The following is a 14,829-nucleotide window of genomic DNA, read 5'->3' as shown; positions in this document are numbered from 1 at the left end:
TCAGTCGAGAATGATGACGTCTTCGCCAAGCTCGGTTTCGAGCTCTTCGAGGACCATCTCGACCGCCTCATCCACGGTCATTTCGCCAGTTTCCACCGCCTGCACGCCCTGGAAGGTGATGGCGTTGTACTGGCCGACGCGCGGATGGTTCGGCATGAACTCGGCGTATTCCAGCAGCGGCACGCCGGCGACCAGACCCCAGCCTTCCTTCTGGAAGGCGGGCATGGCCATCTGGCCGTAGTTGATCGGCGTGTGGTTGGTGGTGACCGCGTGGCGGGTGTTCGGCACATGCTGGGAGGCAAGGGCCACGAGCATCGCCGCCAGGTCCTTGTTCGGCGTGTCGCCGACCACATAGACGATGGGATGCGACAGGTTCTTCGGCGTGCCGCCCTTTTCGCCGGCCGGAGCGTTGATCCAGGTGATCTTCTTGAAATAGGCGTCCTTGTCGAGCGGATCAATGCCGAAGGCTTCGAGCTGGGCGCCGAGGTTCCAGATGCCGTGGAACTTGGCCATCGCCTTCTCGCCGCGGAACGCGGCATGGACGCTGTCCCAGGAATAGCTGGTCATGTCGGCGGGGATCGCGCCCTGATCGACGCAGGTCTTCAGCCAGCCATAGTATTTTTCCAGGCCGGATTTGGAGACCTGCAGGCGGGCTTCCTCATCGTTGTACATGTCGATGCCGAAGGCGGCCATCGCCATCTGGAAGTCCGGACCGACGTTCGGGCGGTGCACCAGACCGAGCTCGGAGGCACCGGCATCCTTCACCTCGGCGGCGAGGGTGCACATGTCGGCCATGGTGAACTCACCGGCGTTGACCTTGGCCGGCAGGCTGGCGATGAACTCCTCGGACTTGCCCGCCTTGCGCAGCATGTCGTTGTTGAGGAAGAACATCCGCACTTCGCCGTCCTGCGGCACGCCGTAGCGCGCGCCCTTGTAGCTGACCGCGTTCCAGAGGGCAGGGATGATGTCGTCGTAAAGGCTCGGGTTGGCGGCGATGTGCTCTTCCAGATTGGCGGCCAGGCCGGCCTTCACGAAGGAGCCGATCCACTCATGGGCGGCGACGATGATGTCCGGCGTGTCGCCGACCGAATGCGCCTTCAGCACATCGAGGGCGTCGGCATCGAAGCCCTTGGCGTTGGTCTCGATCAGCTCGACCTTGACGCTCTTGTCGGAGCCGCTGGCGGCCAGCATCTGGTTGAGGGTCTTGGCCGCTTCGACGATGTTGCCGGCGCGCAGCGGGCCCGAGCGGTCGGCGCGGGACCAGAGGGTGAGGGTGATTTCCTCGGCGAAGGCGGGGGAGGCGGCGCCCGTCAGGGTCGCCGCGGCCAGGCCGGCCGCGATAAGGCTGCGAAAAGTCATCCGATGGCTCCATGAGTTGGCGCGGGGTGGCATGGAAGGAGGAGCTTCCAGCGCGCCCCGATCCGGGCCTTGGAACACATCGGTGCAACAGCGCGGTTTCAGTTTCTTGGCAGTTTTATGAACTGCGATCGGAAGGCCCGCGCCGCCTCAGGGTGTCGCCGGATCGTCGCTGTCGGCGGTCAGGGACTGTTCCGCTTCCTCGGTCGGCTGGCGGGTGAAGCCGCTGACGCCGGCGGTTTCCTGATAGTCCCGCTTGATGGCCACCGGGCTCACCACATAGCAGGTGATCAGCTCCGCCAGCGAGCGCAGCGCATGCATATGGATGCGCTCATAGCCGTGCGAGCTGTCCACGCCGAAGGTGATCAGCGCGGTGCGCACATCCGCCCCCGCTTCCAGGGCGCTGGCCGAATCCGAGCGGTAGTAGCGGAACACGTCCTTCTGGTAGCGGATGTCGTTCTCCTGACACAGCTCCACCAGCTTCTTGGTCAGGTGGTAGTCGAACGGGCCGGTCTGGTCGGCCATGGAGAAGGTGACACCGAACTCGCTGGAGTTCTGCCCCGGGGCGGTGGTGCCATTGTCCACCGTCAGCATGGAGGCGACCTCCGGCATCAGGATCGACGAGGCGCCGACCCCCACCTCCTCGGCGATGGTGAACAGCCAGTGGATGTCGACCGGAGTTTCCGCGCCGGCTTCGTTCAAGGCCTTCAACGCCGCGAGGGTGACCGCGACCCCGGCCTTGTTGTCCAGGTGGCGGGATATGATGAAACCGTTGTCGAGGAATTCCGACTGCGGGTCGATGGAGACGATGTCGCCGACCTCGATGCCGAGCCGGTCGAGATCGTCCCGGCTGTAGGCCAGTGCATCGACGCGCATCTCGACGTGGTCCCAGCCGACCGGCAGGGTGTCGATTTCATCATTGAAGGTGTGACCGGAGGATTTCAGCGGCAGGATGGTGCCGCGATAGGCGCCCGAGCCGGTGAAGATTGTGGTGCGGGCGCCTTCGGCAAAGCGTGCCGACCAGTGGCCGATCGGCACCAGCGACAGGCGGCCATTGTCCTTCAGGAACTTGACCTGCGCGCCGAGGGTGTCGAGATGGGAGACGATGGCACGGGCGCCGCTGTCCCGGGCCCCCTTGCGGATCGCCCGGATCGCACCGCGCCGGGTCAGCTCCACCTTGAGCCCGAGTCGTTCCAGCTCCACCGAGACGAAGCGGACCACCGTGTCGGTGTACCCGGTCGGGCTGGGGATGTTCAAAAGCGCCTGGAGTGTTTCGGACAGGTAGTCGGTGTCGATGGTCAGGCGCATCATGCCTCGCTTGCCGTCTGAGGTGTTTCCAAGGCAGCCTGCCGCACCGGTGCGGGAATGGACAGGGGAAACAACAGGTCGATGAACCGTTCCGCCGTCGGCTGCGGCTCGTGATTGGCCAGCCCCGGCCGCTCGTTGGCCTCGATGAAACGGTAGTCCGGCAGGGTGGGTGCCTTGACCATCAGGTCGATGCCGGTGACCGGAATGTCGATGGCCCGCGCCGCCGTCACCGCCGCCTCCACCAGCACCGGATGAACGATGTCGGTCACGTCATGGATGGTGCCGCCGGTATGAAGATTGGCGGTGCGGCGCACCTGCAGCTCGGTGCCGGCCTCCAGAACGCTGTCCATGTCGTAGCCGGCCTGACGAATGGTGCGTTCGGTTTCCGCATCGATGGGAATGTGCGATTCTCCGCCGGTGGCCGCCAGGCGGCGCCGGCTTTGCGCGGCGATCAGCGCGCGGATCGGCTGCTGGCCATTACCGACGATCACCGGCGGACGCCGGACGGCGGCGGCCACCAGCTTGTAGTTGATGACGATCAGGCGCAGGTCCTCGCCGGTGACGCATTCCTCGATCAGCACCGTGTCGCAAATCTTGCCTGCGGTCTCCACCGCCGCCGCGATCTCCGCCATGTCGGTGAGACCGACGGCGACGCCGCGCCCCTGCTCGCCGCGCGCCGGCTTGACCACCACCTTGCCATGGGCGGCGAGAAAGGCCTCCAGCTCCGCCGGGCCCGCGTCGGCCTGGATCTGCTGCGGGACGGCAACGCCCGCCGCCTCGACGACGGCGCGGGTGGCGGTCTTGTCATCGCAGATCGACATGGCAACCGCGCTGGTCATGTCCGACAGGCTTTCGCGGCAGCGGATCGTCCGCCCGCCTTGCGACAGGGAGAAAAACCCCCGCTCCGCGTCGCTGACCTCCACATGAATGCCGCGCCGGCGGGCTTCCTTGACGATGATCGTGGCGTAAGGGTTGAGCGCGCTATCCACCTCCGGGCCGGTGTAGAGGGTCTCGTTGATCGGGTTCTTGCGCTTGACGGTGAAATAGGGGACTCGCTCGAAGCCGAGCTTTTCGTAAAGGGCGATGGCCTGCTCGTTGTCATGCATTACCGACAGATCGAGATGGGCGAGGCCGCGGGCGGAGAAATACTCCGCCAGATGCCGGACAAGCGCCTGGCCGACGCCCGGATGGCGCGCCTGCGGATCGACCGCGAGGCACCACAGCGACCCGCCGCGCTCCGGATCGTTGAAGGCTCGGGCGTGGTCGACACCGGTCACGGTACCGAGAATGTCGCCGGTGACTTCGTCTTCGGCGACGAAATAGCAGATCGAACGGGCGTCGCGCTTGGCCCAGAAGAAATCCGGCGGCACCGGCACCATGCCGCGCGCCGCGTAGATCCGGTTGATGGCATTGGCATCGGCCTGGGCGGTCAGCCGGCGCAGGAAGAAGCCCTTGGGCGCCCGGCGTGAGGCGCGATAGGTCGACAGGTTGAGACGAAAGGTATGGGACGGGTCGAGAAACAGCTCCTGCGGCGCGTTTGCCAGCAGCACATGCGGATCGCGCACATAGACCGCAATGTCGCGCCGGTCGGGAAGTTCGCCCTGCAGCTTGGCGAGCAGCGGTTCCGGATCGGCGAAGGTCTGGCCGAAGATCAGCCGCCCCCAGCCAAGGTCGAGGGCGGAGTTCTCGACGAGCGTCGGCCCGTCCTGATCCTGCATGCCGATCGGCGGTTTCAGTCCGTGTTCACGCATCCGCTTCAGCCGATGCGTGTAGGCATCGCGGCCGCGCGCCTCTCGGGGCGGGCGCCCCGAGCCCTCGCCAGCGGGTTTCTTGCCGGTCATGTCGCGCCTCAGATGTTGTTGGTCTGCAACCACATTTCCAGCAGTGCCACCTGCCAGAGCTCGGAGCCGCGCAAGGGCGTGATATGCGCGGTCGGATCGGCGAACAGGGTGTCGAGATACGCCTGCTGGAACAGGCCGCGCTCGCGGGCCGCCTGCGAGGACAGCGCGTCGCGCACCATGTCGAGATAGGGACCTTGAATGTATTTGAGCTGCGGCACGGGGAAGTACCCCTTCTTGCGGTCGATGACCGCGCTGGGCACGACCTGGCGGGCCGCTTCCTTGAGAACGCCCTTGCCGCCCTGGGCCAGCTTGTGCTCCGGCGGGATCGTCGCGGCCAGTTCCACCAGCTCATGGTCGAGGAACGGCACCCGGGCCTCCAGCCCCCAGGCCATGGTCATGTTGTCGACCCGCTTGACCGGATCGTCGACCAGCATGATTTCCGAATCCAGCCGCAAGGCCCGGTCGACTGGCGTTTCCGCGCCGGCCTGCATCAGATGCGCGGCGACGAATTCCCGGGAGGCATCGGTCTGTGCCAGCCACTCCGGCGAGAGCTGGCGGGCGAGCGTCTCATGGGGCCGGTCAAAGAAGACGCGGGCATAGTCCGACACCACGTCATTGGAGCCGGCCAGCGGCGGATACCAGTGATAGCCGCCGAACACCTCATCCGCGCCCTGGCCGGACTGCACCACCTTGATGTGCTTGGAAACCTCGCGGCTTAGAAGAAAAAAGCCGATGTTGTCATAGGAGACCATCGGCTCGGACATGGCGGCGATGGTGTCGGGCAGGGCGCCCATCAGATCGGCCGAAGGCACGAAGATCTGATGGTGATCGGTGGCAAAATGCTTGGCGATCAGGTCCGAATAGACGAACTCGTCGCCCTTCTCGCCATTGGCGCCTTCAAAGCCGATGGAGAAGGTCATCAGGTCCTTCTGCCCTTGCTCGGCCAGAAGCCCGACGATCATGCTGGAATCGACGCCGCCGGACAGGAGCACGCCGACCGGCACGTCGGATACCATCCGCCGGCGCACGGCCAGGCGCAGGGCTTCCAGCACCCGGTCGCGCCAGTCGTCGGCGGTAAGTTCGGCATGGGCCTCGCGCCTTGCATATTCTGCCGACCAGTAACGGGTTTCCCGGCTGGTGCCATCGGCCTCGATACGCCGGACCGTTGCCGGCGGCAGCTTGCGCACACCCGAAAGAATGGTGCGCGGCGCCGGCACCACCGCATGAAAGCTCATGTAGTTGTGCAGGGCCGCCGGGTCGATGCCGGTGTCGACGTCACCGGCGTCAAGGAGCGCCGGCAGCGAGGAGGCGAAGCGCAGGCGCTGGCCCGTCTCCGCCAGGTAGAGCGGCTTGATGCCGAACCGGTCGCGCGCCAGTGTCACCGAGCCGTCGCGGCGGTCGAGAATGGCGAAGGCGAACATGCCGTGGAACCGTTTGACGCACTCCGCGCCCCAGGCATGGAAAGCCTTGAGGATGACTTCGGTGTCGCCGTGGGAGAAGAAGGAATAGCCCTTTTCCTCCAGTTCCTTGCGCAGCTCCGGATAGTTGTAGATGCAGCCGTTGAAGACGAGCGACAAATCGAGATGCGGGTCGGCCATCGGCTGGGCCGCCTTGTCCGACAGGTCGATGATCTTCAACCGGCGATGGCCGAGCGCCACGGGTCCTTGCGCCAGGATGCCGGAACTGTCGGGGCCGCGTGGTGCCAGTCGCTCGGTCATCCGGGCCACGGCCCGGGCATCGGCAAACTGTCCGTCGAAGCGAATTTCACCGGCAATTCCACACATATCTGACTGGCACCTTTTCGTTTTCTGTCATGTCTTCCGATCCCGCAGCCTCACATGGCCAAGTGACCGTTTTGTGTGCGCTGCGGGAAAGGTCGGCGAATAGTTAGTACACGAATGATTTGAAATCAAATATTTCGTGGTGTAACGAGCGAGGGGGAGGCATCTGGAGAAAATCATGTCGCGACAGAATGAGACCCCGCCGGCGGATCCGGTAACCGTCGTGCGATCGATCCGCCGGATCGTGCGGGCGATGGATGTGCGCTCCAAGCGCGTGGCGCGGGAGACCGGTCTGACGATCCCGCAGATCGTCGTGCTTCAGGCGGTGCGGGATTTCGAGGCAGCGACCACGGCGGCGATCTCGCGGCACGCCAACATCAGCGCGGCAACCACGGTGACCATTCTGGAAAAGCTGGAGGCGCGCGGCATCGTCGAGCGGCACCGCAGCACGGTCGACCGCCGGATTGTCCATTCGCGGCTGACCGAACGGGGGCGGGCGCTGCTCGCCGAAGCGCCGCCATTGTTTCATGAAGCGTTCTTCGCCCGGTTCGGCGAGTTGCCTCCCGAGGAGCGGGCGACCATCGTCCGCGCCTTTTGCACCGTGGCCGATATTCTCGACCCGAATGAGGTGCCGGTGGGCACCGAGGCGGGGATTTCCGTGTAAGACGGCAACGCGCCCCCGGCCGGTAAGAACGGGCGCGCGTCAGGCAAGCAGAGGCCGGCAAACGAGGGGTTGAGCGTTAGCCCAGAACCTCGGCGACCGCGTCACGGGTTGCCGCGACGATCGTGTCGGCTTCCTCAAGGGTCAGGCACAGCGGTGGCGCGAAGCCGAGGATATCTCCCTGCGGCATCGCCCGGGCAATCACCCCCCGGCGCAGCATCGCCGCGGCCAGCGCCGCGCCGACCTTCTTGCCCGGATCGAAGAAGCGGCGGCTGGCCTTGTCCTCGACCATCTCCACCGCGCACAGCAGCCCTTCGCCGCGCACGTCGCCCACATGGGCGTGGTCACCAAGTGCCGCGCGCATCTCGGCGTTGAAATAGGCACCGGTTTCCCCCGCATTGGCGACGAGCCCGAGGTCGTCGATCAGCTTGAGATTGGCCACACCCGCCGCCGCGCCGATCGGATGGGCGGAATAGGTCCAGCCATGGCCGATCGGTCCGTTCTCGTCGGTGCCCTGTTCCAGCACTTTCCAGACCTTGTCGGCAATGATCGAGCCGGACAGCGGCGCATAGGCCGAGGTCAGCCCCTTGGCGATGGTGATGATATCGGCCTCGATGCCATAGTGATCGGAACCGAACATGCTGCCCAGACGCCCGAAACCGGTGACCACCTCGTCGGCGATCAGCAGGATGTCGTGCCGCTTCAGCACCGCCTGGATCGCCGGCCAGTAGCCGGCCGGCGGCGGCACGATGCCGCCAGTGCCGAGCATCGGCTCGCCGATGAAGGCGGCGATGGTGTCGGCGCCCTCGCGGGCGATCAGGGCTTCAAGCTCGGCAACGCAATGGGCGACGAAATCCGCCTCGCTCATGTCGAGATCGGCCCGGCGGAAATAATCCGGCGCCTCGGTGTGCAGCACCTGCGCCAGCGGCAGGTCGAACTTCTTGTGAAACAGCTCAAGGCCGGTGAGTGAGCCGGTCATCAGCCCGGAACCGTGATAGCCGCGCCAGCGGGAGATGATCTTCTTCTTCTCCGGCCGGCCGAGGATGTTGTTGTAATACCAGACCAGCTTGACGTTGGTCTCGTTGGCGTCGGAGCCGCCGAGGCCGAAATAGACCTTGGACATGTTGGCCGGCGCCCGGTCCAGCACCATCTTCGCCAGGGTGATGGAGGCTTCCGTGCCGTGGCCCACATAGGCGTGATAATAGGCCAGTTCCCGCGCCTGGGCGGCAATCGCCTCGGCAATCTCGCTGCGGCCATAGCCGACATTGACGCAGTAAAGCCCGGCGAAAGCATCCAGCAGGCGGGTGCCGTCCCGGTCGGAGATGTAGACACCGTCGCCGCTGGAAATGACCCGTCCCGGGGCCTCGCCTCGTGCATGCTGGGCCAAGTGGGTCGAGGGGTGGAAGAAGTTCTCCCGGTCCCATTGCGCGAGTTGGTCGTTGGTCAGCATTTCTCTCTCCCTCAAATGACCTTATGGCCGGGCCGTTTTGGCGCTGGCAGACCTGGCAAGGCGCCCGGTCCGTCGCGGTTGTCCGTGAGCATAGCCCTGCCGCGCAAGGCGCAACAGCCGATGGAATCGCCGCGCGCCGGGCAGTATCTCGGAACCACTGTCCGCATTGCCCGGAGGATGGGCCGGAACGGGCCGAACATGCATCTGAAGAGGGGGCGGGCGGCCAGACGATCCGTCTTTTTTGACGCCCCTTGCCGGTCCGTTCAGTCTGCGGCCGAAAGCAGGGTATCGAAAGGCAGGACGTGCCCGGTCTTGATCGGCTTGGTGACGATATAGGTGTAGTAGCGGGCAAGCCCCAGCCCCTGATCGAGCAGCCGGTCGATCAGCGCCTGATAGCTTTCGACATCGCGCGTCACCACCTGAAGCAGATAGTCGAAGCCGCCGCCGAGCGCCCAGCACTGGAGGATCTCCGGATAGGTGGTCACCGCCCGCTCGAACGCCTGGAACGCTGCGGCATTATGGGTTTCCAGCTCCAGGGTGACGAAGACGGTGACATGCGGGGCGGTCTTGCGCAGCGAGATTTCCGCGCGGTAGCCCTCGATGATGCCGGCTTTTTCAAGCCGCTTCAGCCGCTCCCAACAGGGCGTCGGGCTGAGGTTGATGCGCTTGGCCAGCGCCGCCTTGGACAGGCGGCCCTCTTCACTCAGAACCTTCAGGATGGCGATGTCGCGGTCGTCGAGGCGGATCATACCGGGCGTCATAGCGGGCATCGGCGGCCCCTGTCCATCGCCGCGTCTGCCCGTTGCCGGAGAGGCGCGCGCAAAAAATCGGCTGTCCAACCGCGGGTGGGCCTGTGTAACAATTCGCGCCGGGAGCGATATCGGGCTTTGGGGGAGGCGATATGCCGGCGAGCGAACTTCCATTCACCAGTGGGGAATATGCGCGGCGCCTTGCAAAGGTGCGCGCGGCGATGGCGGAGGCGGGGCTGGACCTCCTGTTCATCGAGGACCCGTCGAACATCGCCTGGTTGACCGGCTATGACGGCTGGTCGTTCTACGTCCATCAGGGGGTGTTGGTCTTTCACGACGAGGATCCGATCTGGTGGGGCCGGAGCCAGGACGCCAATGGTGCGGTGCGCACCGTGTGGATGGCGGATGACCGGGTGGCGTCCTATCCGGATCACTTCGTCCAGTCGACCGTGCGCCATCCGATGGAAACCCTTGCGGCGATCATCCGCGACAAGGGCTATGGCGCGCGCCGGATCGGCCTTGAGCTGGAGAACTACTATTTCTCGGCGAAAGCCTATCTGACCCTCAAGGCGGAACTGCCGGAAGCGGATCTGGCGGACGCCACCGCCCTGGTCAACTGGCAGCGGGCGGTGAAATCCGATGAGGAAATCGTCTTCATGCGCCGGGCGGCGCGCATTTCCGATAAGATCATCGACGGCATCGTGTCGCGCATCCGCCCGGGCATGAAGAAGACCGATCTCGTTGCTGATATCTATGCCGACGCCATTCGCGGAACCGACGATGCCTGGGGCGATTATCCGGCCATCGTGCCGCTGTTGCCGAGCGGATCGGACGCCGCCGCGCCGCATCTGACCTGGGACGGGCGGCTGATCGAACGGGACATGGCGACCTTCTTCGAGATCGCCGGCTGCTACCGCCGCTATCACGCCCCGTTCTGCCGGACGGTGTTCATCGGCACGCCGCCGCAATACCTGCGCGATGCGGAAGCGGCGCTGGTGGAGGGGTTGGAAGCCGGGCTCGATGCCGCCCGCGCCGGCAACACCGCGGCCGATGTTGCCCGTGCCCTGGCCGCGCCGCTGGAGCGCGCCGGTATCGAGCGCAGCGCCCGCTGTGGCTATCCCATCGGCATTTCCTATCCGCCCGACTGGGGCGAGCGCACCATTTCGCTGCGGCCGGAGGATGACACCGTGCTGGAGCCGGGCATGACCTTCCATTTCATGCCCGGCCTGTGGATGCAGGATTGGGGGCTGGAGATCACCGAAAGCATCCTGATCACCCCTGAGGGACCGGCGGAATGTCTGTGCCAGCGCCCGCGCGCGCTCTACGTTCAGCATTGAGAGGGCATGATGCTGCTGGAAGAGACCCGGGCGATCCTCGCCGACCTGATTGCCTTTCCGACGATCTCGTCGGACAGCAATCTGGAGTTGATCGCCTATGCCGCCGACCGGTTGGGCGCGCTGGGCGCGCGCATCTCCGTGATGCGCGACGACAGTGGCCGCAAGGCCAATCTGTTCGCCACGCTCGGACCGGACACCGGCGGCGGCATCGTTCTGTCCGGCCACAGCGACGTGGTGCCGGTGGCCGATCAGGAGTGGTCCTCCGATCCTTTCACCTTGCGCGAGGCGGAAGGGCGGCTTTATGGCCGGGGCAGCTGCGACATGAAGGGCTTCATCGCCGCCTGTCTGGCAGTGGCGCCGCGCTATGCGGCGGCAGAACTGCGCCGGCCGGTGCATTTCAGCCTCACCTATGACGAGGAGGTCGGCTGTCTCGGTGCCCGGCATCTGGTCGATGAGCTTGCCGCCCAGGACATCAGGCCTGCGGTCGCCATCATCGGCGAGCCGACCGGCATGAAGATCATCGAGGGGCACAAGGGTTGCTGTGAATACACCACCGTGTTCACCGGTCTTGAAGGGCACGGCTCGCTGCCGCACCGGGGGGTGAATGCGGTCGAATACGCGGTGCGCTACGTCTCGCGGCTGATGGAATTGCGCGAGGAACTAAAGCGCGATGCGCCGCGGGACAGCCGGTTCGACCCGCCCCATACCACGGTTCAGGTTGGGCGGTTGATCGGCGGCGTTGCCCACAATGTGATCCCCGGCCATTGCGTGCTCGATTGGGAAATGCGGCCCGTCCGGCATGAGGACCGCGCGCGGCTGTTGGCGGCCATGGAGGCTTTCGCCCGGGACAGCCTGCTGCCGGAGATGCGCGGCGTGGCGCCGGAGGCGGCCATCGTCACCCATGTGATCGGCGAGGTGGAGGGGCTGGTGCCGGCGAGCGACAACGAGGCCCGGGCGATTCTGTCCGAGCTGACTGGTGCCAATGACGCCGGTGTCGTCTCCTTCGGCACCGAAGCCGGGCTGTTCCAGTCGCTTGGCATGTCGGTGGTGGTCTGCGGTCCCGGGTCCATCGAGCAGGCGCACAAGCCCGACGAGTTCGTCAGTCTCGACCAGCTCGATGCCTGTCTTGCCATGCTTCTTGGGCTGGAGCGCAAGCTGGCGGGATAGGCCATCCGGCGCGAAGGCGCGAGCGGACGGAGTGCCTTCGGACCATTCCGATGTTGCTTTGAGCGGCGAAATCATTACGTCTAGGCGCAACGGCCGCGCGGGATGCGCGCGGCGATCTATCGACCGGGGCCATTCGTCAATGGAGCAGCTGAAACTCGCGGCACTCGACGCGGAGGATCTTGCCGTGATCTCCGCGCAGGTACAGGACGCCGTTCTGAAGGTCGGCGACATTCGCTATTATCCGGCGGACGGGCAACTGGTGCTGGTGATGAACCGTTTCGCCTGGGACGTGGAAAACGGCGCATCGCGCAAGAGGCATGAGCGCCGCCGCGCCGCCCTGTCCTTTGCCGGCGTCAGCGCGCTCAAGGCACAGAATATCCGTCAGGACGCCAAGGACGCGGTGCTGTCGCTGCTGGCCGTTGAATTCGAGGAAGGCGCGGCGCCGGCCGGCCGTCTGCGGCTGGTCTTTGCCGGCGGCGGCACGCTCTCCGCTGAGGCCGAATGCATCGAGGCCCGGCTGACCGATCTCGGCGCGGCCTGGGAAACCGAACATCGTCCAAACCACGATATCGGCTGATCGCCGGGCGCGCGGGGCGGCAATTTGCCTCGCGGGGATTGCGCGACGCCGCATCCTGCCCTATCCGCCCTTGGTGAAAAGGGCAGGGAAGAGCGAGCCACGGTCACCGTGGACATGGCGCGCTGCTCTTCCTGTTTTCCTGAAATTTCCGTCCGGAAGCCGGAGCGGACCCAACTGGAGAGACGATCTTGGCCCAGCGGCTTGCGACCTCGGATGACACCTTTAGCCAGGATTTCGCGGCGCTGCTCGCCGGCAAGCGCGAAGCGTCGGTCGATGTCGATGCGGCGGTGCGTGACATTCTGGAGGATGTGCGCAGCCATGGCGATACGGCGGTGCTGCGCTACACCGAGCGCTTCGACCGGCTGGCGGCGACCAGCATGGCGGAGCTGACCGTCTCGGCCGAGGAGATCGCGGCTGCGGTCGCGGCGGTGCCGGAAGAGACGTTGGCCGCGCTGACGCTGGCGCGTGATCGGATCGCCTCCCACCACCGTCGGCAGATGCCGGAGGACGACCGCTACACGGATGCCATCGGCGTGGAACTCGGGTCGCGCTGGACGGCCATCGAATCGGTCGGGCTCTATGTGCCGGGTGGAACGGCGAGCTATCCCTCCTCGGTGCTGATGAACGCGGTTCCGGCCAAGGTCGCCGGCGTCGAGCGCATCGCCATGGTGGTGCCGAGCCCCGACGGGGTGCTCAACCCGCTGGTGCTTGCCGCCGCTCATCTGGCCGGCGTGGAGGAGATCTACCGCATCGGCGGGGCGCAGGCGGTGGCCGCGCTCGCCTTCGGCACCGAGACCATTCCCGCCGTTTCCAAGATCGTCGGCCCGGGCAATGCTTTCGTGGCTGCGGCCAAGCGGCGGGTGTTCGGCACTGTGGGCATCGACATGATCGCCGGTCCGTCGGAAATCCTCGTGGTGGCCGATGGCGAGAACGATCCGGACTGGATCGCAGCCGATCTTCTGTCCCAGGCCGAGCACGATGCCAGCGCCCAGTCGATTTTGATCACCGACGATGCCGGTTTCGCGGCGGCCGTCGAAACGGCGCTGGAGCGGCAGCTCGCCCGGTTGCCCCGGGCGGAGGTCGCCGGCGCGAGCTGGCGCGATTTCGGCGCGGTGATCCTGGTGGGCGACATGGCCGAGGCGCCGGCGCTGGTCGATGCCATCGCGCCGGAGCATCTGGAACTGGCCGTGGCCGATCCGGAAGCCCTGTTTGCTCGCATCCGCAACGCCGGCGCCGCGTTCCTGGGGCGCTACACGCCCGAGGCCATCGGCGATTATATCGGCGGCTCGAACCACGTGCTGCCGACGGCGCGCTCCGCGCGGTTCTCCTCCGGCCTTTCGGTGCTGGATTTCGTCAAGCGCACCTCGGTGCTGCGCTGCACGGCGGAAAGCCTGCGCGAGCTCGGTCCGGCGGCGATTGCCCTGGCCGAGGCGGAAGGGCTCTCCGCCCATGGCCGATCGGTGGCCCAGCGGCTCAATCTCTAGGCTGTTTGCACAGAAGGCGGATCTCCGGCTTGTCGGAAGGGCCTCTGGCACGATAGGTGTGGGAAATGGGCGTGACGGGGGACGGGAACCATCCATGACTTCATCGCAGGAAGCGGTCAGGACCAATACGGCCCGACTGGTCGCGGTCGAGCTTGACGAAGCATCCATCGTTCGCTCGACGCCCGATATCGAGCACGAGCGGGCGGTGGCGATCTATGATCTGATCGACGAGAATGAGTTCGCCCCCGAAGGTGTGGGCGAGGGGCCATTCCGCCTGCGCCTGTCGCTGGTGGAAAAGCGCCTGGTCTTCGCCATTTCCCAGGAAGACGGCGAGCCGATCGTCACCCATGTTCTGTCCCTGACACCGCTGCGCAAGGTGGTGAAGGACTATTTCATGATCTGCGAAAGCTATTTCGAGGCGATCAAGACGGCCACGCCAAGCCAGATCGAGGCCATCGACATGGGCCGGCGCGGGGTGCACAATGAGGGCTCTCAGATCCTGATGGAGCGCCTTGAGGGGAAGGTTCGCGTCGACATGCAGACGGCGCGGCGCCTGTTTACCCTGGTCTGCGCCCTGCACTGGAAGGGGTGAGAGCGGTGGCGCGGCCGGGACAGGCGCCCGGTGCCGTCCTGTTCGCCTGCGGCATGAACGCGGTGCGGTCCCCGATGGCGGCGGCGCTGACCCGCCTGCTTTTCCCGCAGCGCATCTATGTCAAATCCTGCGGTGTGCGCGAAGGAGAGCCCGATCCCTTTGTCGACGCGGTGATGCAGGAAGTGGGTTGCGATCTCGCCCGGCATCGGCCCAAGACCTTCGAGCAGCTCGACGAGTCCGGCTTCGACCTGGTGATCACGCTGGCTCCCGAGGCCCATCACAAGGCGCTGGAGATGACGCGGACGGAGGCTGTGGAGGTCGAATACTGGCCGACCCCCGACCCGACCCTTGCCACCGGCTCGCGCGAGCAAATTCTTTCCAGTTACCGCGAGGTGCGAGATCTGCTACAGACGCGGATCAAGAAGCGGTTTGGCTGGACGCCGACCCCCGGCGGTTGATGGTTCGGGGCACGGATGCCGTGGCGGCGAAAACGCCGCGATTTCGCGTAAACCTGCCTGTTCCCTTT

The 14,829-nt window shown here is 65.7% G+C and carries 13 protein-coding genes; 7 read left to right on the top strand and 6 right to left on the bottom strand.

Translation table 11 applies throughout. From position 1 onward, the window contains the following. The 4 genes from LC062_RS09255 to LC062_RS09240 form a co-directional block, all read right to left on the bottom strand. Positions 1-1,359, bottom strand: coding sequence for a sugar ABC transporter substrate-binding protein (locus LC062_RS09255; RefSeq protein WP_224910747.1), 1,359 nt, complete (start codon positions 1,357-1,359; stop codon positions 1-3). Positions 1,360-1,506: 147 nt separating this feature from the next. After that, a complete protein-coding gene (locus LC062_RS09250; protein WP_224910746.1) occupies positions 1,507-2,667 on the bottom strand; it encodes an osmoprotectant NAGGN system M42 family peptidase in 1,161 nt (386 codons plus the stop codon). Then, a complete protein-coding gene (gene ngg, locus LC062_RS09245; RefSeq protein WP_224910745.1) occupies positions 2,664-4,505 on the bottom strand; it encodes an N-acetylglutaminylglutamine synthetase in 1,842 nt (613 codons plus the stop codon). Before ngg ends, LC062_RS09250 begins: the two co-directional genes overlap by 4 nt. An 8-nt stretch (positions 4,506-4,513) precedes the next feature. Further along, complete coding sequence (locus LC062_RS09240; RefSeq protein WP_224910744.1) at positions 4,514-6,289, bottom strand: N-acetylglutaminylglutamine amidotransferase; 1,776 nt, start codon at positions 6,287-6,289, stop codon at positions 4,514-4,516. Between the two features lie 175 nt (positions 6,290-6,464). Between LC062_RS09240 and LC062_RS09235 the strand changes: the two genes are divergently transcribed. After that, complete coding sequence (locus LC062_RS09235; protein WP_224910743.1) at positions 6,465-6,950, top strand: MarR family winged helix-turn-helix transcriptional regulator; 486 nt, start codon at positions 6,465-6,467, stop codon at positions 6,948-6,950. Positions 6,951-7,026: 76 nt separating this feature from the next. Here the strand turns inward: LC062_RS09235 and LC062_RS09230 are convergent, their stop codons facing one another. After that, positions 7,027-8,397, bottom strand: coding sequence for an aspartate aminotransferase family protein (locus tag LC062_RS09230; RefSeq protein WP_224910742.1), 1,371 nt, complete (start codon positions 8,395-8,397; stop codon positions 7,027-7,029). Positions 8,398-8,660: 263 nt separating this feature from the next. Then, a complete protein-coding gene (locus tag LC062_RS09225; RefSeq protein ID WP_404829700.1) occupies positions 8,661-9,167 on the bottom strand; it encodes an Lrp/AsnC family transcriptional regulator in 507 nt (168 codons plus the stop codon). Between the two features lie 131 nt (positions 9,168-9,298). Here LC062_RS09225 and LC062_RS09220 point away from each other — a divergent pair, with 131 nt between their 5' ends. From LC062_RS09220 to LC062_RS09195, 6 genes are all read left to right on the top strand, one after another. Next, the gene (locus LC062_RS09220; RefSeq protein WP_224910741.1) at positions 9,299-10,483 is read left to right on the top strand and encodes a M24 family metallopeptidase; all 1,185 of its coding nucleotides are present in this window, start codon (positions 9,299-9,301) and stop codon (positions 10,481-10,483) included. 6 nt (positions 10,484-10,489) lie between these two features. Further along, a complete protein-coding gene (gene argE, locus LC062_RS09215; protein ID WP_224910740.1) occupies positions 10,490-11,650 on the top strand; it encodes an acetylornithine deacetylase in 1,161 nt (386 codons plus the stop codon). 139 nt (positions 11,651-11,789) lie between these two features. After that, complete coding sequence (locus LC062_RS09210; RefSeq protein ID WP_224910739.1) at positions 11,790-12,227, top strand: DUF2948 family protein; 438 nt, start codon at positions 11,790-11,792, stop codon at positions 12,225-12,227. 188 nt (positions 12,228-12,415) lie between these two features. Beyond that, entirely contained in the window at positions 12,416-13,711 is a 1,296-nt protein-coding gene (gene hisD / locus LC062_RS09205; RefSeq protein WP_224910738.1) for a histidinol dehydrogenase, read from the top strand. Between the two features lie 94 nt (positions 13,712-13,805). After that, on the top strand, positions 13,806-14,303 hold the full coding sequence (locus tag LC062_RS09200; protein WP_224910737.1) for a UPF0262 family protein: 498 nt from the start codon (positions 13,806-13,808) through the stop codon (positions 14,301-14,303). Next, positions 14,300-14,761: an arsenate-mycothiol transferase ArsC gene (locus LC062_RS09195; RefSeq protein WP_404829699.1), complete on the top strand. Its 462-nt coding sequence runs from the start codon at positions 14,300-14,302 to the stop codon at positions 14,759-14,761. Before LC062_RS09200 ends, LC062_RS09195 begins: the two co-directional genes overlap by 4 nt. Positions 14,762-14,829 lie beyond the last annotated feature (68 nt).

Source organism: Stappia indica (genome assembly GCF_020177335.1).
Classification (GTDB): domain Bacteria; phylum Pseudomonadota; class Alphaproteobacteria; order Rhizobiales; family Stappiaceae; genus Stappia; species Stappia indica_B.
This window is presented reverse-complemented; position numbering and strand designations above follow the sequence as displayed.

Coding starts and splice junctions, on each gene's coding strand:
- LC062_RS09255 (WP_224910747.1), bottom strand. CDS start 1,359: ATGACTTTTCGCAGCCTTATCGCGGCCGGCCTGGCCGCGGCGACCCTG.
- LC062_RS09250 (WP_224910746.1), bottom strand. CDS start 2,667: ATGATGCGCCTGACCATCGACACCGACTACCTGTCCGAAACACTCCAG.
- ngg (WP_224910745.1), bottom strand. CDS start 4,505: ATGACCGGCAAGAAACCCGCTGGCGAGGGCTCGGGGCGCCCGCCCCGA.
- LC062_RS09240 (WP_224910744.1), bottom strand. CDS start 6,289: ATGTGTGGAATTGCCGGTGAAATTCGCTTCGACGGACAGTTTGCCGAT.
- LC062_RS09235 (WP_224910743.1), top strand. CDS start 6,465: ATGTCGCGACAGAATGAGACCCCGCCGGCGGATCCGGTAACCGTCGTG.
- LC062_RS09230 (WP_224910742.1), bottom strand. CDS start 8,397: ATGCTGACCAACGACCAACTCGCGCAATGGGACCGGGAGAACTTCTTC.
- LC062_RS09225 (WP_404829700.1), bottom strand. CDS start 9,167: ATGCCCGCTATGACGCCCGGTATGATCCGCCTCGACGACCGCGACATC.
- LC062_RS09220 (WP_224910741.1), top strand. CDS start 9,299: ATGCCGGCGAGCGAACTTCCATTCACCAGTGGGGAATATGCGCGGCGC.
- argE (WP_224910740.1), top strand. CDS start 10,490: ATGATGCTGCTGGAAGAGACCCGGGCGATCCTCGCCGACCTGATTGCC.
- LC062_RS09210 (WP_224910739.1), top strand. CDS start 11,790: ATGGAGCAGCTGAAACTCGCGGCACTCGACGCGGAGGATCTTGCCGTG.
- LC062_RS09200 (WP_224910737.1), top strand. CDS start 13,806: ATGACTTCATCGCAGGAAGCGGTCAGGACCAATACGGCCCGACTGGTC.